Genomic DNA, 21120 nt, shown 5'->3' with positions numbered 1-21120 from the left:
CACTACTATGTTAAATATAATCATCTTTAGCTTATACTTAATTTTTATTTATTACATTGGATATAAAGGATACAAACGCGTAAATACTGCGGAGGATTTAATTGTTGCTGGTTGGAGTATGCCTTTATCTGTTGTAACAGGAAGTCTAGTGGCGGCCTTATTAGCAGCCCCATTCTTCTTTGCAGCAGTAGGCTCAGGTTACACAAGTGGCGGCTTTGAAGGTTCAGCGACAATGGGCGGTTTAGGGACTTGTATGATTCTTGGAGCACTCATTTGGACGAAGCCTTTACGTAGATTGAAGGGCTGGACATTAGCAGATTACTATGGATTAAGATATGGAAGTAAAAAGTTAGGTGCCTATACAGGTGTCGTAATGGCGATTGCCTTCGGTGTCTTTAATGCAGCTGCGTTAACAGTTGGTGGAACGTATATCATTCAGCAACTGTTGCAAATTGATTTCGTTCCAGCAGCATTACTCTTTGTATCATTAACAGCCCTATATTCGGTTATTGGTGGCTTATGGGCTGTAGCCTATACGGAAATTGTTCAGGGGGCACTTGCAGTAGCGGGTATAGTAGGGATTACAATTTTTATCTTATTCTATTACCCTGATGTAACATTTAACCCTGAGTGGTGGAATATTAGTGAACTCTTTAATAAGGCTGGAGCAGAGTTTTGGACACTTTATCTTGTGTTAGCACTTGGTGATATTCCAGCGGTGGATTTAGGACAAAGGGTAGCAGCTGCGAAAAGTCCAAAAGTAGCACAGCGTAGCATGATTATAGCTGGGACAATTATTATCGCGATCAGCTGGATTCCGGGTATGTTAGGAGAAGCGTTCAAAACGATTTATCCTGGTAGTACAAATCCAGAGACGTTAATGCTTGCCTTTGCTCAAGGATATTTCCCGCCGTTATTAGCAGCCATCTTTTTAACAGCAATGGCCGCGATGGGGATGTCTACTGTAGCCGCATGTTATGTTGCGACTTCAGGAATTATCACAAAAAACATTTATTTAGACTTTATTAATCGAAACCCAGACCCTAAAAAATTATTAAGATTTTCAAGACTTATTATTATTTTAAGCGCTTTGCTAGGCTTAGTTTTAGCGGTTAGCTTCCAGAAAGTGATTGATTTAGCCTATTTGGCATGGGATATTGTTTTCGTAACAATTTTCTGGCCAATCGTATTAGGGCCGTTTTGGAAGCGAGTAAGTACACCTGCAGTATGGACAAGTATATCTGTTGGGCTAGTCTATTACATCATTACATCTTTAACCTATGTACCAAGTCTTTCTATCCAATCAGAAGGATTTTTAGGTTTATTAAATGAACTGTGGCAGGCACCTGTTTTCTCAGGAGTTGTGATCACAGGTATTACAATTGTTATTGTAAGTTTGCTTATTCCACCTTCGCAGCATGTTCTTGAGATGCATAAGATTGAAAAAGATAAGACTTTAGACGATGTGGGCGGTAAAGAGGAATTAACGGAACAGTCAAATTGATAACCAAATCCTCGTTTCAGACAGTAGACAAATGCTAATTTAGGTTGAATCTTTTTAGTATGTTAATATTTTTTGATTCAGTTTGTCTTCTCATACTTATGATGAGGAACCGTTGATTTTTCACGGAGAGTGGCGTGCTTGCGCTGAAAGTCCCGCAGGAACGTAGTGACGAGGAGATTGAAGCCAAGCCTCGGAAAGCGCCAACTCGGTGTGAAAATCAATTTTGCTTATTTGCATTATTTTATATTGGTTCTTTTGTTGATAAGCTAACACGGGAGCGTTGAATTTCAATGCTCTCGTGTTTTTTTGCGCAAAAAATAACACTCAAAAATGACCAAATTTAGCTAGTTTTAGCAAAAAAATTAAATATTTTAGAAATACCAACATTGTACTAGGGGGAATGTTGTAAAATTTATTGTTACTAAAATTTCAATTTTTTAGTAATTATTCATATAGAAAAAAAGTTTAAAGGAGTTCAACGATGAGAAGTAGCTTAAAAATTAAAATGTTAATGGTATTTTCAATTTTACTTGTTATTTCGTGTTTTCTGATTAGCTTTTTTATTTATCGTTCGTCATTGGAGCTGGTGAAAGAGACAGTTGGTGAGCAAAACATAAATATGATTGATCAGGCAATCTCAAAAATAGATGTAGAAGGCTATCAAAGATTAGAAATTGGTGCAAAAAAAGATGACTATTATTATGAATTACAAAAAGAATTAAACTCTGTTAAAGAGCTTCATAAAGTATCTAGTTTATATTCGATGACTCGGATAAAAAACGGTGATGGATATGACTACTATTATATGGTAGATAGTGTTCCGAATGAGGATTCAATACTTGGCGATAAAGAGGAATCACCAGAATCGTATCCTAAAATGAAGCAAGTATTTGAAACAGGGCAAATACAATTTCAGCTATCGAATGATTCACAATACGGAGCTGTCCTTGCCATCTACGCGCCCATAAAAAATGATGCTGGCGAAGTGATAGGATTAGTAGGGGCAGATTTAGATGCCACAGAAGTTTATTCGGACATGAATGCGAATCAAATGAAAATTATATTGATTACGCTAATTATATTAATAGTAGGAATCTGCATTGTTTATTTCTTTACAGATTATTTAACGAAGCCAATAAGAAAATTAACAGCACAAGTAAACCAAGTTGGTAATGGTGATTTAACGGTAAAAATAGAAACAAATCGAAAAGATGAAATTGGCGTTTTGACAAATGCATTCCAACAAATGGTGCTGGATTTGCAAAATATAATTATTGGAATCAATTCTAGCTCTAAGCAGTTAATCGATACGACGAACGGAGTAGCAAAAAGTAGTGAAAAGGCAAATGAAGCAATTAGTCATATTTCAGCCTCCATCCAGGAAGTATCTGCTGGCGCACATGCACAGTATAAAAACTCAGAGGAAAGCTCAGCTACATTAGAGCAAATGTCGGAGGGCATTCAACAAATTGCAGAGGCTTCTTCAAATGTATCTCAATTATCATCTATTAGCTTACAAAATGTAGAGCTTGGAAATGGAAACATTGAAAAAGTAGTTCATCAAATGAATATTATTAGTGAATCCGTTCAGTTATCCGCAAATGCTATAAAAAAACTAGAGAGCCAATCAAATGAAGTATCACTGATTATAAATATGATTCGTGATATCGCCTCACAAACGAATCTACTTGCATTAAATGCAGCGATCGAAGCGGCTAGAGCTGGTGAATCTGGAAAGGGCTTTGCCGTAGTAGCTGAAGAAGTAAGGAAGCTTGCGGAGCAATCAGAAAAATCGGCGAATAGCATCTCAAACTTGATTTCTAAAATAAATGAGGATACAAGCTTAACGGTGCAAACTATGAATGTTGTAACAGATAATGTAGAAGACGGTTTACAAGCTGTAGAAGAAGCCGGAAAATCATTCGAAAGTATTCTCCAATCTATTCAGGGCGTAGTATCACATACAAAACAAGTTTCTGTAACCTCAGAAGAAATGTCTGCATTTTCTGAGGAGATTACAGCAGGAGTTGTGGAAACAACGATGCTTGCGAATAAGGCTGCAAAGGCAACGGAAAGTGTTGTAGAGCGTACGATGGAACAAGAAAACTACAATCAAGATATCCTCCATTCTATTTTAAAATTGAACAAAATGGCGGAGGACCTAGAAAAATCCGTTTCAAAATTTGATGTAGATGCTAATAGCACAAATAATTCCTATAGAAATTAAGAATGAAAAGATAATCGTTAGAATAAAATTTCTATGAACATGGATGAAATAATCCTATCGATTATCTTTTTGAGGGTGGGAGATGGATGAAAACCTTTTTTCTTTTATTTCTTGGGACAATCTATGTATTACTCGCAAATTCAGTCGAAACGGCTATATTTAGAAAGGTATATTTTTTAATTGGCATAGGGCTAGTAATAGCAGGAGTTTTTCGGTATGTGAAAGAACGATTTATCTATATCCATACATTGAATGAAATGAAAGAGGCGAGTGAGGAGGAGCTTATGGCTATCCCTCATACACATTGCATCATCTCAAATGATTGTTTAAGTGCTTTATTACTAAATGAACCTACAAGTACACTTATTTTCGTAAGTAGAGAAGAATTAGAAGACGCTTTGATAAAAAAAGAAATTCCATTCAATAAAATATATGAAGTAGCTATAGTAGAGGACGACATGTATATTGCTAGGACAAGCAATAACTTCATAAGTGGTTCATTACTTGGTGAAGACATGGATATAGAAGAAGAGGAATTAGATGAAGAAGACCCTGAGTATAATACTATGTCTCAGTTGACGTTGAAAATTGTAGCTGATAATTTATCTGACCCTATTCTAGAATATGTTTTTATGGATAACAGTGAGCCTCTATCAAGAGAAGAGGATGAGTATCAAGAAGCGCTAGAGCTATGTGAGGAATGGTTTCAGAAAATCAGTGTGATTATCAAACGTTATGAGCTGGAAAGGGTACCAATTAGGCATTAGTAATAAGAGGAAAAAAGCTATCTCGACCGTAATGTCGAGATAGCTTTTTTAGGTAGAATCGCCCCGGAGTAATCGGGTAATCTCCAAAAGTGATCCGGTGAGCCGCAAAAGTGCTCAGGTATCACCTCAAACCTTAAATTTTAAACTGCTGTAATTGGCTATTTAACTCTTCAGCCATACCAGCGAGATGATTTGCACCCCTTGAAATTTCCTCCATAGTAGCAGCAGTTTCCTCTACAGTTGCTGTTGTTTGTTCTACTCCAGCTGCAGACTCTTGAGAAATAGAAGCCATTTCATCGATGGAGACATTGATGGATTCGGAATTTTGAGCAACTTTATTTAAATTGCTTGAAATGGTATTTATGTTAAGAATCATGTCCTCAACTGCTACCGAAATTTGTTCAAATGTTTCATTTGTTTGATTTAGTTGTACGGTTCCTCGTTTTACTTCCTCATAGCCGGATTGTAGAGCGGTTGTTACATTGCCAGTTTCACCTTGAATCCGATTGACGATTGTTGAAATATCAGTGACAGAGAACTGTACTTCTTCTGCAAGCTTCCGAACTTCATCCGCTACAACTGCAAAACCTTTACCGTGCTCTCCTGCGCGAGCTGCTTCGATGGCAGCGTTAAGGGCCAGTAAATTTGTTTGATTTGAAATATCATCAATGACAGAAACAAGCTTGGAAATTTCCGCAGACTGCATATTTAAGCCTTCAACTTTTTTCACTGAATCTAAAACAATTTCATTAATGGTTGCCATTTGTTGTGTTGATTGTACCATTAAGCCTTTACCTGTAGTCGTTAGTTCTTGTACATGATTTGAATGCGTTATTAATTCAATGCCTTCCTGTGTTGTTTCATGAATACTATGTTGGAAAGAAGTCATTGTTTCGGCTAAATCACCTGCTGTAGATGCTTGTGTTTCAGTGCCAGAGGCTAGCTCCTGCATAGTTACGGTAATTTGCTCTGTACCTGATTGTACTTCATTAGAAGATTGGGCCAGCTCTTCGCTACTAGCTGCTACTGTTTCGGAAACAGCATGAATGGAGCTTATTGTTTGCTTCAATTTTTCATTCATATTATTTGCGGAAAGCATTAATTGACCAATCTCATCTCGATGCGTTATTGGAAGTAGTTCGTGTTGCAGATTGCCATCCGCTAATTCGCTCATGCGCTTTGAGACAATTGTAATAGGTTTAGAAATATTGCTAGCAGTGACAATAGCGATTAGGATACCTGCGATCGTCAATACAATGCTAACAATTAGTCCAACTGTTTTATTGCTTAAACTTGTTGAGACTACGTCATCTCCTACCGTAGTAATGGCATCTGAGCGTTTATTGGCCAATTCTTCATAACCAACACGAACTTCGGTTACGAGATTATTGATAGCTGTTAAATTTTTTAATGCTAATTCTTTATCACCTTTTTTATAAACATCGAATACTTCGGTATTTACGCGATTGCTCCATGTACGTGCCATTTCTACTAATGCAGCACGCTCAGACGTATTTTCGTGTTTTTCAACAATACTATTACTTTCCTCAGCAATTTGACGATATTCATTAAAAGTTTCTATGTATTTTTCATCACCTGATACAACGTAACTTAAAGCTGCAGAGAGACGAACACTCATAGACATTGCTAAATTTTTACTTGCAGTTAAGACTTGTAAATCTTCTTTCACTAAACCTTCTGCTTGTTTTTCCATCTTATTATTAGAAATGTACGAATAGGTTGTAAAACAAACAACTAATACTATCAAAAGAAGAAATGCACTTAAAATTCGGGCTTTAAGTGTTTTAAACTGAAATATTCCCTTCATCTTTTCCCATCCTTTTATTGTTCATTTTCAATGTAGAACTGTGAAAAAATCGAAATAATAATTGTTATAGTACAAATATATTTTATAACTAATTCTATATATACATAAGCCCTTTTAATGGGAAAATTTAAAAATGGTTTATTAGTACAATAACGAATCATAGTTATGAATGATAGGTAGTTAAATGTATATGTCTAAATAGAAATTCTAAATTTTTTTTAATACTTTTATGTATTTATACCTAACGCTATTCTCATATACAGACATCGATGTGAACATTCGGAACTCCGTAAATTGCCACCAATCCGAGTTGGCAGCTTCTATAAAGTCTCTCCCTTAATTATCCATATTTTAGTTTGAATGGTATAATATATTTAATGTTCAACTGTTTAAAACAATACAATTATAGGAGGAAAATGATATGAACAAATGGTTCAAAATAATGGGCTTCGTGATATTTGTGAGTTTTATTTGCAACACTTCAGCACATGCGGCTTCTTCTACTTCTCTTTTTGTCAACAGTCAAGCTGAGTATGACTTTATTACGGTTGAAGGACGAACAATGGTTAAATTAAGGTCTCTGAGCGACCCGTCATGGCCTGTGCTCGCTTATGATCCTAAGACCGGTATCGTCACGATTCAAAATAAAGATAAGAGTAAGAAAGTGCAGCTTGTGGCGGGGAAAAAAACAGCAACAGTTAATGGGAAAGCGATAAAATTAGACGCTGCAGTAGTAAACAAAAACGGTAGCACTTATGTGCCGATTCGTTTCATTAGCGAGACACTTGGCGGTTATGTCTATTACAATAACAAAGATAAACGGGTCATTGTCCGTACACCTGCGGGTCAGGAAGAATACGAGACACTGATGCACGGGGATCTCACGAAGGCGCGTCATATTGCGATCGGACTAGCAACACTCACAGAGGAAGCGCCACCTCTTCATGCTGGAGAAGGGTATAATTCCTACTATTACACGTTTCCGGAAGGAGAAGCATTGCGTTTCACATTGAATCTCTCCGGCTATAGCGATGCTTATTATGAAGTGAATAAAGAAGGTCTGTCCGTCATTAAATGGCAGCAGGATAATGTGGCGGAACGAGAATGGGGAGCGAAACCAACCTTTAAAAGCTATGTTTATTTCTTGGACGAGTTTAAGGCTGGCTTATTCACTTACGGTATTGTAGACGCTCAAGGCAAAGATACGGAGCTAGGGAAATTTGGTAAGGAAGATTGCAACTTTTGTAGCGACAATCATCTAGTGCTACAAATTGAAGGGGAGAAACGGACGGATCAGAGGTAGAAAGCTTGTGGTAGATTAGCGACTGAGCCCGGCTAAAAAACCATAGAAGCTTTATGAAATTACAGGATATATGTAGCAAAAAAGAAGGATGGATAAAGTCAATTTTATCTATCCTTCTTTTTTGTGTGCAACATTTAATTACTGTTTTGCTTTGCTTTTTTTGCTTGTCGTTCCCATTGCATTAAAGATGGATATGGATCAAATGCCCATTCTGTACGCCCATTGAATTTGTAGATACCGTAGTGAAGATGAGGCGGAAATTTTCCGGACGTCCCTTCTTTACCGTAGCCAGAGCTACCAACCGTACCGAGAACAGTGCCAGGTTCGACAAGGTCTCCAACTTTAATTTTTTTATTATAACTGCCGAGATGGGCATAATAATGATAGGAGTTGTGATTATCTCGAATGCCTATGCGCCAACCACCAAATTGGTTCCAGCCCTTTATTTCCACTACACCATAAGAGGTAGAAAGCACTGGAGTACCATAGCTAGCGAAAATATCTGTTCCTTCATGAATACGGCGTCCACCCCAGCCCCTATTGGCACCCCATGTACTTCGATAGCTGTAATCATAATTAGTAGGGACTGGGAATGTGTGATCGTCAAGCTCTGTTGTTTTGAAATGACTATACATTTTGGAAATGGTGAAGATTTGATTTACGGCCTGTTCGCTTCCGTAATATTCCCATAAAGCTAATTTAAAGTCTTCATCAGATGTTCCAAATTTGCTTAAAAAAGTAGCCATGGAGAATATTGTATCGATATCATCCTTTGGACTGGCAGCTCCATCACCATTGCCATCTAGCCCCATCCCGCCAAAGTAACTAATTGTTTCTGGGCGAGTATCATCTCTTACAGGATTTAAAGCACCTGACCAATATTCATCAGAAAATTGAATGGAAATAATACCATCCCGTTTCGGAATATCTTTACGAACTGATTGTAAATTGCGTTCATATTGGTCAATGGCTGCTAAGAAATGCCACGGAATGAGTAATTCGTCAAATTGTACGTAATAGGCCATACGTTGTTGCACAATTTCTTCTTGGGTGGGTTCTTCTTTTGCTAATGCAACAGTGGGGAGAGTAAAACTCCATAATAATATCCATGATAAAAGGAATATAAAATGGCGATTCAATAAAGGACCTCCTTTCTAACGTTAGAATAACCGAATTTTTTATCTTCATTCAGCACTTTTTGTGGGAAAACAAAGCAGTAGGAATGAGCAATTTTTATAAAAAAGCGCATAACGTAGGGCTGATTTCCGTTCCGACTGGGCGCTTTGTTGCTGACGCTTCGCTTTCGCACAGATAAAACATTTGCCGCTGACGCTTCGCTTTCGCGCAGAGCAGAGCTTCCTGGGGGCGTCGGGGCAACAGGATGTTGGTCACGAAGGCGTTATCACAGGATGTGATGGTTTTAGCCTTCGTTCCTCTATCGCTGATCCCCGAGGAGTCGCCCAGTCGGAACGAAGATCAACTTATTCTCAAGGAGTATTTTTGAACAAATGTCATCCTAACTTTGGTGATGAAACAATAAAGCGTCAGGTGAAACGAGTAAGTTTTTTATGTTTGACGTTGAATTCCTTTATTCTGTAGGGAAAAAATTATTGGCAATAAGAAGAAATTTCGACAAAGAAAAAGTATTGGGTATCATAATGTCTTTTCCTTCATACTATGTTATAAATCAAGCCCTGAATGGAGGGAAGGCTATTAACATTTTAGATAAAGTGAAAAGCTATCGCGAAGAAGAAAATCGGCTAAAGTGGGAAGGTACATTTGCAGATTATTTAAACATCATCAAGGAAAGACCTGAAGTTGCTCAAACAGCCCATTCACGCGTCTACAATATGATAAAAAGTAGTGGTGTAGAGGAACGCGATGGGCAAAAAATGTATGAATTTTTTGGGCAAGAAATTTTTGGGCTTGAAACGGCAATAGAAAGACTGGTGGAGGAATATTTCCATCCGGCAGCACGAAGATTGGATGTTAGAAAACGTATTTTGTTATTAATGGGACCAGTAAGTGGTGGTAAATCAACAATAGTGACCTTGTTGAAACGCGGACTTGAGCAATTTTCTCGAACAGATGAAGGCGCGGTTTTCGCAATTAAGGGATGTCCAATGCATGAAGATCCTCTACATTTAATTCCACATCATTTGCGTAGTGAATTTTACGAGGAGTATGGTATACGAATTGAAGGAAGTTTATCGCCTTTAAATACGATGCGTCTTGAAAAGGAATACGATGGACGCATTGAAAATGTGATGATTGAACGTATTTCTTTTTCTGAAGACAAACGTGTAGGCATAGGAACATTTACACCATCAGATCCAAAATCGCAAGATATTGCTGATTTAACAGGTAGTATCGATTTTTCTACAATTGGAGAATTTGGCTCAGAATCAGACCCTCGTGCTTATCGTTTTGACGGTGAGCTAAATAAAGCAAACAGGGGTATGATGGAATTCCAAGAAATGTTAAAGCTTGATGAAAAATTCTTGTGGAATTTATTGTCTTTAACACAGGAAGGTAATTTTAAAGCAGGTAGGTTTGCGTTAATTAGTGCAGATGAGTTAATAGTTGCGCATACAAACGAAACGGAGTATCGCTCATTTATTTCAAATAAAAAGAATGAAGCGCTACATTCACGTATTATTGTGATGCCGATTCCGTATAACTTAAAAGTTAGTCAGGAAGAATTGATTTACGAAAAAATGATTAAAGAAAGCGATATGGCCCATGTTCATATTGCGCCACATGCATTAAAGGCCGCAGCAATCTTTTCGGTTCTAACAAGACTAGAAGTACCGAAAAAGCAAGGTGTGGATCTTATTAAAAAAATGCGACTGTACGACGGAGAAAATGTGGAGGGATTTAATTCCGTTGACTTAGAGGAACTTAAAAAAGAGTTTCCGAACGAAGGCATGAACGGTATTGATCCACGGTATATTATTAATCGTATTTCTTCTGCTATAATCCGAAAAGAGGTACCATCCATTAATGCGTTAGATGTTCTGCGTGCACTAAAGGATGGGCTTGACCAGCATGCTTCCATTTCTCAGGAAGATCGAGAAAAATATATGAACTATATTGCAGTTGCTCGAAGAGAGTATGATGACATTGCCAAGAACGAAGTCCAAAAAGCTTTCGTGTATTCGTATGAAGAGTCTGCAAAAACATTGATGAATAATTATCTTGATAATGTTGAAGCATTTTGTAATAAAAATAAAATTTTCGATCCATTGACTGGTGAGGAAATGAATCCAGATGAAAAATTAATGCGTTCTATTGAGGAGCAAATTGGCATTTCGGAAAATGCGAAAAAAGCGTTCCGTGAGGAGATACTCATTCGTATTTCCGCTTATGCTCGAAAAGGGAAGCGTTTTGACTATAATTCTCATGAAAGATTACGAGAAGCCATCCAGAAGAAACTATTTGCGGATCTCAAGGATGTCGTGAAAATTACAACATCCTCAAAAATGCCGGATGAATCACAGCTGAAGAAGATTAATGAGGTTGTAGCGAGACTTGTTGATGAACATGGCTATAATACAACATCTGCTAATGAATTATTGCAGTATGTAGGTAGTCTGTTAAATCGTTAATGACTTTGACCTATTCAGTGGAAACTATAAGACTATTGATAGGAGTGAATAGGAGTGTCCATTTTAGGGCACTCCTTTTATCTTCATTCAGTGGGTGTCCAAACACTTACTCAAAATAGAGGAACTCGCCACGTCCTGTGGCAATGTATTTGTGCGACAGCGCAATTACGCCAAGGCGAAATTGATCTTCATTTACTTATTTTTTTGCATAGGTGAAGTAACCACGAAGTGTAATTGATTTCTCTAAAAAAGTTCAAGAAAGCGAATCACTAGCATAGTATAGAAAAAGCGAATTTGATAGATGGGTGAGGATAAAAATGACTGAAAACGAAAATAAACGTTTTGCCATTTCTCAGGAAAATTGGTCCCTCCATCGTAAAGGGCACCAGGACCAGCAACGGCATATGGATAAAGTAAAAGATGCTATTAAGAATAATTTACCCGATTTAGTTAGTGAAGAAAGTATTGTCATGTCCAATGGTCGCGAGGTAATAAAAATCCCTATACGTTCACTTGATGAATATAAAATACGATATAACTATGATAATTCCAAGCATGTTGGGCAGGGGCAAGGAGACAGTAATGTAGGTGATGTGGTTGCGCGTGATGCTAGCAAAGGCAATCAGGCTAATGGTAAAGGGAAAGAAGCTGGTGACAAGCCAGGCCAGGATTATTATGAAGCTGAGGTAAGCATTGAAGAGGTTCAAAATGTGTTATTTAGCGAGCTTGAGCTACCAAACCTACAGCAAAAAGAAAAAGCGGATATTAAAACGGAAAAGATCGAGTTTAACGATATTCGGAAAAAAGGTTTAATGGGAAATGTCGATAAAAAGCGCACAATCCTCAATGCGTTAAAGCGTAATGCGATGAAAGGAAAACCAGAAATTACGCCGATTCATAATGATGACTTGCGTTTTAAAACGTGGGATGAAGTGGAAAAACCTGAATCGAAGGCAGTTGTCCTTGCCATGATGGATACAAGTGGCTCGATGGGCTCCTTCGAAAAATATTGCGCTAGGAGTTTCTTCTTTTGGATGACAAAATTTTTGCGCTCCAAGTATGAAACCGTGGAAATTGAGTTTATTGCGCATCATACAGAGGCAAAAGTAGTGACAGAAGAGGAATTTTTCACGAAGGGAGAAAGTGGAGGAACGATTTGTTCATCTGCTTATATAAAGGCATTGGAACTAATTCGGGAAAAGTATAATCCTTCTCGTTACAATATTTATCCGGTACATTTTTCAGATGGTGAAAATATATCAATGGATAATGAAAAGTGCTTGAAGCTAGTGGGAGAGTTAATGGAAGTATCGAGTATGTTTGGATATGGTGAAGTCAATCAACATAACCGCTTTTCTACACTTATGTACACATATAAAAAAGTAGATGATCCTAAGTTTAGATATCATATTTTGAGAAAAAAAGGCGATGTATACGATGCCTTAAAGAGCTTTTTCAAAAAAAGTGAAACTTAAACTATGTTCAAAGGAGGGGACTAAAAAGTGGAGATGAAAGAGCTTGAACGTGCGATTGATGAAATTACAGAAATTGCCTCAAGCTTTGGCTTAGATTTCTTTCCAATGCGCTATGAAATTTGTCCGGCAGATATTATTTATACATTTGGCGCATATGGTATGCCTACTCGATTTTCACATTGGAGCTTCGGTAAACAATTTCATAAAATGAAGCTTCAATATGATTTAGGGCTAAGTCAAATCTATGAGCTAGTGATTAACTCAAACCCATGTTATGCATTTTTACTTGATACAAATACGTTAACACAAAATAAATTAATTATTGCGCATGTATTGGCGCACTGCGATTTCTTTAAAAATAATGTACGCTTCTCCAATACTAGAAGAGATATGGTGGAGAGCATGACAGCAACAGCTGAGAGGATCGCTGGTTATGAAAGAGAATATGGAAAGGATGAGGTCGAGCAGTTTTTAGATGCGATTTTAGCGATTCAGGAGCATATCGATCCATCCCTTATACGACCAAAATTGGCTTGGAATACGGAGGATGATATTGAAGAGGAGACTTCTCAAGCGAAATCACCGTATGATGATCTATGGCGTTTAGATGATAAGGAAAAAGAGTATACATCGGTAAGGCGAAAAATAAAGCACTTCCCGCCAAAGCCAGAAAAAGATTTATTGCTATTTTTAGAGGAGCATAGTCGAGAGCTTGAGGACTGGCAGCGAGATATATTAACGATGATGCGTGAGGAAATGCTTTATTTTTGGCCACAATTAGAGACAAAAATTATGAATGAGGGTTGGGCTTCCTTTTGGCATCAACGTATTATGCGTGAGCTTAAGCTAACAACAGCCGAAACGATTGAATATGCGAAATTAAATGCAGGTGTTGTGCAGCCTTCAAAGACAACGATTAATCCTTATTACCTTGGCGTGAAAATTTTCGAGGATATTGAAAACCGCTATAATCATCCGACAGAAGAGATGAGAAAACTAGGTGTTCAACCTAACACAGGTCGAGAAAAAATGTTTGAGGTAAGAGAGATAGAGTCGGATATATCCTTTATCCGCAACTATTTATCGAAGGATTTAGCAAAGCAAGAAGATCTTTATTTGTTCCAGAAAAAGGGGAATGAATACCGTATTACAGATAAGGATCATGAAATGGTACGTGATCAGCTCATATCGATGCGTGTAAACGGGGGATTCCCATATATCGTCGTTAAAAATGGCGATTACCTTCGCAACGGAGAGCTCTATTTAGTGCACGGCTATGAGGGAATGGAGCTCGATCCGCACTATTTAGAGAACGTTTTGCCATATATTTATCAGCTATGGGGTCGTCCTGTTCATTTAGAAACAAGTGTGGATGGAAAGCCAGTGCTGTATTCATATGATGGTACAAAAAATTATAAACGTAATGTGTGAGGCGTGATTCCTTGGTGGATAATCAAAACAAAAACTTCTATCTGTTGGTATGAAATATTCCGGCAGATAGAAGTTTTAATTTTTGACAGTCTTTCATAAAGGTTCATCGCCATAATGTGGGGGCGATTTCCGTTCCGGCTGGGCGCTTTGTAGCTGCCGCTTTGCTTTCGCTACAGAAAACATTTGTTGTTGCTGTCGCTACGCTTTCGCACAGAGCAAAGCTTCCTGGGGGCGTCGGGGCAACAGGATGTTTTTTTGCGGCGTCAGCGGCAGTATGTTTTTTTTGCGCGAAAGCGAAGCGTCAGCGGCAGGATGTGGGCACGAAGGAGTTATCACAGGATGTGATGGTTTTAGCCTTCGTTCCTCTATCGCTGATCCCCAAGGAGTCGCCCAGCCGTAACGAAGATCAACTTAAAACATGGCGTTTTAACATATTTCATCCAAAATTATGGTGCTGTGCACAAATAAACTTTATTCGTTATTATCTCCATCTAACAATGGGGAGGACTCATTTTTAACTTCACTACTATCACTATGATTCGAAGATGTATGGATATCGCTGTCCCTTACTTTTATTCCTTGTTATTCGTCAGCTTCATCAAAATTGTCACCAGCAATTCCACTTCTGCTGTTTCCATCAGCAAATTGGGAGTTTACATTTCTAGTACTACCGTTTATGGCGTTTTGGTCGCCTTGGTTGGCATTAGTACCTACATCATTATTTATTTGTCCTCTACCTTCAGCCCTTTGTTCAACATGGATATCTGTATTGCCAATATTAATAGTAAGATGGATGGTAATATTATTTTTAGTTGGCTCCTTTGAACGTTCATTTTCAGATTTATAGTCAGACATAGTTTTCACCTCCTTATTTTCAGCAGTACTATTAAGTTATTAAACTTTCTCAAGTTTACTTGTTCATGTAGCCCTAAAAGGTATAAATAATGTGAAGGATGGAGACTGAAAAACTGTTCCTAATCGTAAAATTTGTTAAAATGAATAGGATTTGAATATATGAAGAACTGGAACGGTGAATTAACGTTGAGAACATTTAAAAAGGTTTATATAGAAATAACGAGTGTCTGTAATTTAGCATGTAGCTTTTGTCCGCCAACTGCTCGTGCAAAGGGACTTATTAAAGTAGAACAATTTAATAAAATATTGGATGAAATACGTCCTCATACGAAATATATTTATTTGCATGTAAAAGGAGAGCCGCTTTTACACCCGCGTATTGATCAGTTGCTTGACGCAGCACATGAAAAGGGTTTTAAAGTTAATATTACAACGAACGGTACACTGATTAAAAAGAATCGTGAAAAGATATTAGGGAAACCAGCCTTACGCCAAATCAATTTTTCATTGCATAGTTTCGACGGTCATGAGGGATCGGAAAATCGTGAGAAATACTTAGGAGATATATTAGATTTTGTGCGTGATTCAAAAGATTATAATACGATTATTTCATATCGTTTATGGAATTTACAAAGGGATCAAGTATCGGATATTGCGGCACGAAGAAATCGTGAAACGCTTGATATTCTAGAAAATGAATATAATCTTGATTATCGCATCGAAGAAAAGGTGCAGCCTGGTAAAGGTGTAAAGATTGCTAATAATATTTATTTAAACCAGGATCATGAATTCAAATGGCCAAGCTTACTGGAGGCTGAGGATGAAGGAAAAGGTTTTTGCCATGCACTTCGAAGCCAAGCCGCTATTTTAGTGGATGGTACAGTAGTGCCTTGCTGTCTTGATGGAGAGGGCGTCATTAATTTGGGGAATGTGAACGAGAAATCCTTCACAGACATTGTTCAAGGTGAACGTGCAAATAATATTGTCGACGGATTTTCACGTAGGGAAGCAGTCGAAGAGCTATGTAGAAAATGCGGCTATCGTCAAAAGTTTGGAATGTAATAAACAAATCCATTTGGTTTAGACTAAATGGATTTTTTATATGGGAGGATGCCAAATTAAATCAAATAGAGAACGAGTGATTCCTCATCAAAAATCGGGGCACTTGTTCAAACGTATGCTATTTATTAAATGTGAGGACGCCCTACACATTAAACAAAAATATAATTTATAGCTCGTTAAAAATAGCTCCAACGTTATTGACCATTGGAGCTATTTTTCTTTGATTGTGAATCAATAGTATTTAAAAAATCCTTCGTAATGCGTACTACGTATTTCACCTCGTCTAAATTGCGCTCCCTTAATACTGATCGATGTATATCAAGCATAATGTTCTTTTCTTCAATATCAGTAACACCAGATAATTTTTGAAAATTAAAAAGCTCCTCAGGTGCAATATCTAATGCTTTCATTAGCGTTTCTAAAGTGCTTAATGTGATATTAGATTGCCCGTGTTCAATATTTGAGATTCGTCCTTTACTAAAACCAAGTTTCCCTGTTTTTTCTGCTACTTCTTCCTGACTAAGCCCCTTGGAAACCCTAATAATACGGAGTTGTTCGCCTACTAGCTTTAAAAAGTCTGACATATGATTCACCTCTATGTAAAAAGCTAGTGAAAAACATTAGAAATGCCTATACTATTATAGTGGTATAATAGAGAAAATGTTATAGTAAAATGGTACAATGATTAGTAGGGAGTTTTATTAAGAGAAAAGACTTGTGTAAAACAGTGTGGATGATTCTTCAGTAGCTTGTTTTAGAGTATACCTAATTAAGTGAGGATTGGAGGATTCAGGCATGGTAAAGCGTTATCGATTAGATGAAGTTGCTAAAGTACAAGAGGGGAAAATAATACCGAGAAGAAAGCATTTTACAAACATCGGAGTTCCTCTCATTACAGCAGAAAATTTAAAAAAGTTAATGCTAGATGGTGATATTGAGCAATTACCAAAAGTTAACATTGCCTTTGAAAAACATTTTAAATGTGCACCAGTACCAGCTAAAACCATCATTCTTACTAAAGCTAATTTGAAGGACACCAATAAATATATTTATCAGAGTGAAACTGAACTGTGTATTGCAAGTGATATCGTTGCTATTATTCCAAATGAAACAATTATTTTAAGTGATTATTTATTACATTTTTTTAGATGGTATAAAGTGAATGCAGAATGGCAGCATTTGTACCATATACCCATTGATATTCCGATGATAGATATCCAACACAAAATGGTACAAATTTTAAATACGATTCAGCTTTTATTAAAAAATAAAGAGCCGTTGCTGACAACAGTAGAGGGGCTACCACAGCATTTTGACAATGTTTCGGTGCAAATAGAAAATCACTCAAAAAATTTACATCATGGGTTTAATCAGGCTCAGTATCTTTACAATCATATGTTACATAAAATTTTTAAGGGTGAGCATAAATAAATCCATAACAGCCTCAAAAAGCCGGTGTAAAGGCTAAAGCCTCACACCGACTTTTATCAATTATGCCTCGGCATAATTGCGTCCAGAATCGGCTTTGCGTTTGCGCAAAGAACTCCTTTCCGATTTTGTGACATCCGCCGGAGGCTTTAACTTCTTACTGAAAGAAGTTAAATTTCGATAATTATAGGTAAAATCATTGGTTTTCTTTTTGTTTGTGAAAATAGATACTGACCGACAGCCCTTTTGATTTCTCTTTTTAAGACATGTATTTGCTGCTTACTTTCTTCTTGAAGCTCATTTACCGTTTCTTTAACGAGAATATTTACTTTCGTTAAAAGCTCCTCAAAGTCTTTGGCATAAACAAAGCCACGTGAAATTGTATCCGGTTCTGAAATAAAGTCACCATCTACTTTATTAAGTGTGATCACGATGACAAGCATGCCGTCTTCAGAAAGCTGTTTGCGATCTCGTAAAACGATTCCTTCGACTTCACCGATACCGATACCGTCGACATACGTATCACCTGAAGGAATTTTACGTGTTTGCCTAGCCATGGAGTTTTCAAGATCAACAACATCTCCGTTTTTCATAATAAACGTATGCCCTCTTTTGACACCAACGGACTCAGCTAGTAGACGATGCTGATGTAACATACGGAATTCACCATGAATCGGAATGAAAAATTTAGGTTTCATTAGTGTCAGCATTAGTTTTAAATCTTCCTGATGACCATGACCTGAAACGTGCATACCTGTATGACTAGAGGAACCATAAATAACATTCGCACCTAGTTGGAATAAATTATCGACGATCCTTGAAACACCCTTCTCATTCCCTGGAATAGGGGATGAAGCTAAAATAACTGTGTCATCAGGTAAAATTTTCACTTCGCGATGATTGCCGTTTGCTAAGCGAGAGAGTGCAGCTAATGGCTCTCCCTGACTACCGGTACATAGTACAACAACTTCTTCTGGAGGGAGATATTTCACCTCGCGTGCATCAATTAACAAATCCTCGGGCACGTCTAAATAGCCTCGCTCAAGTGCAACATCTACAACATTCACCATACTACGGCCAAGTAATGCAAGCTTTCTATTTGTAGTAATCGTTGCATCTACAATTTGCTGTATGCGATTAACATTTGAGGCGAAAGTAGAGATAACGATTTTACGGTCGGCATGTAAAAATGCATCTTCAATATGATTACCGACAAGCTTCTCGGAAGGAGTTAGCCCAGGTCGTTCTGCATTTGTACTTTCAGAAATAAGTACTAGTACACCTTCTGATCCAATCTCGGACATCTTATGAATATCAGCAAACTGATCATTGACGGGCGTTAAATCAAATTTAAAATCTCCAGTGTGCACAACATTTCCTTCAGGTGTATTCATAACGATTCCTAAGCAATCAGGTATACTATGGTTTGTTCTAAAGAAACTAACATCAACTTGTCCGAAATTTAAAGATGAATCGGAATGAATTTCTATTAATTCTGTCTCTCTTAAAAGCTTATGCTCTTTCAGCTTTAGTTGGATTAACCCAAGAGTAAAACGTGTCGCATAAATAGGGACATTTATTTTTTTAAGAAGATAGGGGATACCGCCAATATGATCCTCATGACCATGTGTCACAATTAACGCTTTGATTTTCTCTTTATTTTCCAGTAGGTACGTAATATCAGGAATGATTAAATCGATACCTAGTAAGCTTTCGTCTGGAAATTTAGCGCCACAGTCGATAATTAAAATATCATCCCCATACTGTACTACATACATATTTTTGCCAATCTCATTAATGCCACCTAAGGCGAAAATTGATAATGTATTGTCTTTTGTGGACAAGTATATTCCCTCCTGATTTCAGGTATTTTGGATGTTCGTTACTTCAGCATTTGTAGTATAGCTTTAAGCGTTTCATCCTATACGAAAAGATCATTTAAGAATAAGTACTAATATTAGGTTTTCAAGAAGAATAGAATAGAGGAACGTAAAGAATAAAGGGGATGTGACTGGTTGTCGAATTACTTACAGCATGCGGTGTTTGAACATAAGTTTTGGCTAAGAATATTAAAAGATCATTCTCAATTTATTCATGATTCATTGTTTCCATCGGAGACACAGGATATTAAAAGAGCAGATTCATTTATTCATCAATTTTCTCAGCTTCTTGCCTATGTGAATTCGATCGATGCCAATAATGCAATTTCCTTTACGCTTACCGTTGATGAAGCTGTAGAACAACTAAAGCAATTTAAATTTTATATCCTTCGAAAGCAATTAACGGGAAATATTAATATCCATCTATCACCTACCTTTATTAATCACATGGTGAATGAACTAGAAGAATATCAAAATGTACTTAGCTATCTGAAGAAAGGGGAAGTTCCACCAATATTTCATGAGCTACATCATCACTTACTCTGGCTTTTAGATGCATCAGGACATGCAGGTATTATTCATGACGATTTAGATAGTGTAGAAAGAAGATTGAGACAAAAAAGTACTACCTTTGCCCAACATTTTGAACAGTTTTATTTAAAAGCAGTGGAGCTTACAGGATATTTACGTTCAAATATAGACTCTTTTCCTGCATTAACTCGCTTTAATCAAGATGTAGATCTAGAAATGAAATTGTTCAAAACTTTTTTACGCGAGTTAGAGGAAATGGAGTTAAGTGCAGAAGTATTAGGAACATTTACTGCTCTAATGGCGGATCATATGCTAAGAGAGGAGCAATACTATTTATCAAAGCTTGCACAATCTAGAGGTGAAGGTTAATGAATGATGGCAATCTGAGGTTGGTTTTCAGGTTGCCTTTTTTATTCCGATAAATCAGCATAATGTTCCGATAAAATTGGAAAACATTCCGTTAAATCTACAAAATGTTCCGATAAAACTAAAAAACATTCCGATAAAATCTTAGGAATGTTTTTAGTCTGGGGCTTTTATGGATGAATAAAAACTTCAGTACCGATTGGGACAATGCTTGCAAGCTCTTCGACATCCTTATTATGCATACGAATACAGCCACGTGAAACAGCATGACCAATAGAGCTAGGATCATTAGTTCCATGAATACCGTAGTGCTCTTTAGATAAACTCATCCACATTGTTCCAAAAGGACCACCGGGATTTGGAGCCTTATTAATGATTATAAAATCGCCAGTAGGTGTATCATGTAACATCCTACCGACTGCTATTGGGTATTGCTTTTGAAGAACATTATCCTTATATAACCGTAGCCATCGATTTTCAGTAGAAATATCTATTCTATAAGGGATAGTATTTGGATTAGGAAATCCAGGAATAACAATTTGTTGTCCTATATAAAGTACATTCGGATCTAACCCTGGATTAGCAGCAATTATGGACGATAACGGCGTACGATAATTTCTAGCTATTTGGGCCAATGTTTCGCCTGCTTTAACTGTATGGATCAAAATCTTCACCTCCAATAAAATAAGGCACATCACCAAAAGTAGAGATGACATATATTAAAACGTTTACCATGTATATAAATTGATCTTCGTTACGGCTGGGCGACTCCTTGGGGATCAGCGATAGAGGAACGAAGGCTAAAACCATCACATCCTGTGATAACGCCTTCGTGACCAACATCGTGTTGGCCCG

Annotated in this window: 17 protein-coding genes; 10 read left to right on the top strand and 7 right to left on the bottom strand. The window is 37.3% G+C overall.

Going from position 1 to position 21120, the window contains the following annotated elements; genetic code table 11:
• Window positions 1–7 precede the first annotated feature (7 nt).
• The 3 genes from ACQKN2_RS18690 to ACQKN2_RS18680 all read left to right on the top strand — a co-directional run bounded on the left by ACQKN2_RS18690 (window position 8) and on the right by ACQKN2_RS18680 (window position 4498).
• Window positions 8–1504, top strand: a complete 1497-nt coding sequence (locus tag ACQKN2_RS18690) for a sodium:solute symporter family protein (protein WP_427416276.1) — start codon at window positions 8–10, stop codon at window positions 1502–1504.
• Window positions 1505–1985: 481 nt separating this feature from the next.
• A complete protein-coding gene (locus ACQKN2_RS18685; protein ID WP_427416275.1) occupies window positions 1986–3731 on the top strand; it encodes a methyl-accepting chemotaxis protein in 1746 nt (581 codons plus the stop codon).
• Window positions 3732–3817: 86 nt separating this feature from the next.
• On the top strand, window positions 3818–4498 hold the full coding sequence (locus ACQKN2_RS18680; protein WP_427416274.1) for a hypothetical protein: 681 nt from the start codon (window positions 3818–3820) through the stop codon (window positions 4496–4498).
• A gap of 133 nt (window positions 4499–4631) precedes the next feature.
• Here ACQKN2_RS18680 and ACQKN2_RS18675 read toward each other — a convergent pair whose 3' ends face one another.
• Window positions 4632–6326, bottom strand: a complete 1695-nt coding sequence (locus ACQKN2_RS18675; protein ID WP_427416273.1) for a methyl-accepting chemotaxis protein — start codon at window positions 6324–6326, stop codon at window positions 4632–4634.
• 421 nt (window positions 6327–6747) lie between these two features.
• On the opposite strand from ACQKN2_RS18675, the gene ACQKN2_RS18670 reads away from it, so the two are divergent.
• Window positions 6748–7629 carry a copper amine oxidase N-terminal domain-containing protein gene (locus tag ACQKN2_RS18670; RefSeq protein ID WP_427416272.1) on the top strand — a complete coding sequence of 294 codons (882 nt, stop codon included), beginning with the start codon at window positions 6748–6750 and terminating at the stop codon, window positions 7627–7629.
• Between the two features lie 134 nt (window positions 7630–7763).
• Here the strand turns inward: ACQKN2_RS18670 and ACQKN2_RS18665 are convergent, their stop codons facing one another.
• Window positions 7764–8768 carry a M23 family metallopeptidase gene (locus tag ACQKN2_RS18665; protein WP_427416271.1) on the bottom strand — a complete coding sequence of 335 codons (1005 nt, stop codon included), beginning with the start codon at window positions 8766–8768 and terminating at the stop codon, window positions 7764–7766.
• A gap of 573 nt (window positions 8769–9341) precedes the next feature.
• Here ACQKN2_RS18665 and ACQKN2_RS18660 point away from each other — a divergent pair.
• From ACQKN2_RS18660 to ACQKN2_RS18650, 3 genes are all read left to right on the top strand, one after another.
• Window positions 9342–11237, top strand: a complete 1896-nt coding sequence (locus tag ACQKN2_RS18660; RefSeq protein ID WP_427416309.1) for a PrkA family serine protein kinase — start codon at window positions 9342–9344, stop codon at window positions 11235–11237.
• Window positions 11238–11554: 317 nt separating this feature from the next.
• On the top strand, window positions 11555–12712 hold the full coding sequence (gene yhbH / locus ACQKN2_RS18655; protein ID WP_427416270.1) for a sporulation protein YhbH: 1158 nt from the start codon (window positions 11555–11557) through the stop codon (window positions 12710–12712).
• Between the two features lie 33 nt (window positions 12713–12745).
• Window positions 12746–14143 (top strand): SpoVR family protein, encoded by a 1398-nt coding sequence (locus tag ACQKN2_RS18650; RefSeq protein ID WP_427416308.1) that lies wholly within the window; start codon window positions 12746–12748, stop codon window positions 14141–14143.
• 582 nt (window positions 14144–14725) lie between these two features.
• On the opposite strand, the gene ACQKN2_RS18645 is transcribed toward ACQKN2_RS18650, so the two are convergent.
• A complete protein-coding gene (locus ACQKN2_RS18645; protein ID WP_427416269.1) occupies window positions 14726–14998 on the bottom strand; it encodes a hypothetical protein in 273 nt (90 codons plus the stop codon).
• 186 nt (window positions 14999–15184) lie between these two features.
• Here ACQKN2_RS18645 and ACQKN2_RS18640 point away from each other — a divergent pair, with 186 nt between their 5' ends.
• On the top strand, window positions 15185–16060 hold the full coding sequence (locus ACQKN2_RS18640) for a radical SAM/SPASM domain-containing protein (RefSeq protein WP_323650908.1): 876 nt from the start codon (window positions 15185–15187) through the stop codon (window positions 16058–16060).
• Between the two features lie 194 nt (window positions 16061–16254).
• Here ACQKN2_RS18640 and ACQKN2_RS18635 read toward each other — a convergent pair whose 3' ends face one another.
• Window positions 16255–16644 (bottom strand): helix-turn-helix domain-containing protein, encoded by a 390-nt coding sequence (locus ACQKN2_RS18635; protein ID WP_323650837.1) that lies wholly within the window; start codon window positions 16642–16644, stop codon window positions 16255–16257.
• 211 nt (window positions 16645–16855) lie between these two features.
• On the opposite strand from ACQKN2_RS18635, the gene ACQKN2_RS18630 reads away from it, so the two are divergent.
• The gene (locus ACQKN2_RS18630) at window positions 16856–17491 is read left to right on the top strand and encodes a restriction endonuclease subunit S (protein WP_427416268.1); all 636 of its coding nucleotides are present in this window, start codon (window positions 16856–16858) and stop codon (window positions 17489–17491) included.
• A 167-nt stretch (window positions 17492–17658) separates the two neighbouring features.
• Here the strand turns inward: ACQKN2_RS18630 and ACQKN2_RS18625 are convergent, their stop codons facing one another.
• On the bottom strand, window positions 17659–19332 hold the full coding sequence (locus ACQKN2_RS18625) for a ribonuclease J (protein WP_427416267.1): 1674 nt from the start codon (window positions 19330–19332) through the stop codon (window positions 17659–17661).
• Window positions 19333–19503: 171 nt separating this feature from the next.
• Between ACQKN2_RS18625 and ACQKN2_RS18620 the strand changes: the two genes are divergently transcribed.
• Window positions 19504–20268 carry a DUF2935 domain-containing protein gene (locus ACQKN2_RS18620; RefSeq protein WP_427416266.1) on the top strand — a complete coding sequence of 255 codons (765 nt, stop codon included), beginning with the start codon at window positions 19504–19506 and terminating at the stop codon, window positions 20266–20268.
• Between the two features lie 167 nt (window positions 20269–20435).
• Here the strand turns inward: ACQKN2_RS18620 and ACQKN2_RS18615 are convergent, their stop codons facing one another.
• Window positions 20436–20930 carry a L,D-transpeptidase family protein gene (locus ACQKN2_RS18615; protein ID WP_323650828.1) on the bottom strand — a complete coding sequence of 165 codons (495 nt, stop codon included), beginning with the start codon at window positions 20928–20930 and terminating at the stop codon, window positions 20436–20438.
• The coding region (locus ACQKN2_RS18610; RefSeq protein ID WP_427416265.1) for a hypothetical protein at window positions 20914–21120 on the bottom strand (207 nt) is incomplete at its 5' end. The genes ACQKN2_RS18615 and ACQKN2_RS18610, both read right to left, overlap by 17 nt.

This window comes from Lysinibacillus sp. NPDC093688 (assembly GCF_050280145.1).
Lineage (GTDB): Bacteria > Bacillota > Bacilli > Bacillales_A > Planococcaceae > Lysinibacillus > Lysinibacillus xylanilyticus_B.
Note: the sequence above shows the minus strand (reverse complement) of the source record. Positions and strands in the feature narration are given on the sequence as shown.

What these genes read in the sequence shown, in the direction of transcription:
- ACQKN2_RS18650 (WP_427416308.1), top strand. Translation starts at nt 12,746, where the DNA reads ATGAAAGAGCTTGAACGTGCGATTGATGAAATTACAGAAATTGCCTCA.
- ACQKN2_RS18680 (WP_427416274.1), top strand. Translation starts at nt 3,818, where the DNA reads ATGAAAACCTTTTTTCTTTTATTTCTTGGGACAATCTATGTATTACTC.
- ACQKN2_RS18685 (WP_427416275.1), top strand. Translation starts at nt 1,986, where the DNA reads ATGAGAAGTAGCTTAAAAATTAAAATGTTAATGGTATTTTCAATTTTA.
- ACQKN2_RS18630 (WP_427416268.1), top strand. Translation starts at nt 16,856, where the DNA reads ATGGTAAAGCGTTATCGATTAGATGAAGTTGCTAAAGTACAAGAGGGG.
- ACQKN2_RS18690 (WP_427416276.1), top strand. Translation starts at nt 8, where the DNA reads ATGTTAAATATAATCATCTTTAGCTTATACTTAATTTTTATTTATTAC.
- ACQKN2_RS18675 (WP_427416273.1), bottom strand. Translation starts at nt 6,326, where the DNA reads ATGAAGGGAATATTTCAGTTTAAAACACTTAAAGCCCGAATTTTAAGT.
- ACQKN2_RS18635 (WP_323650837.1), bottom strand. Translation starts at nt 16,644, where the DNA reads ATGTCAGACTTTTTAAAGCTAGTAGGCGAACAACTCCGTATTATTAGG.
- yhbH (WP_427416270.1), top strand. Translation starts at nt 11,555, where the DNA reads ATGACTGAAAACGAAAATAAACGTTTTGCCATTTCTCAGGAAAATTGG.
- ACQKN2_RS18645 (WP_427416269.1), bottom strand. Translation starts at nt 14,998, where the DNA reads ATGTCTGACTATAAATCTGAAAATGAACGTTCAAAGGAGCCAACTAAA.
- ACQKN2_RS18670 (WP_427416272.1), top strand. Translation starts at nt 6,748, where the DNA reads ATGAACAAATGGTTCAAAATAATGGGCTTCGTGATATTTGTGAGTTTT.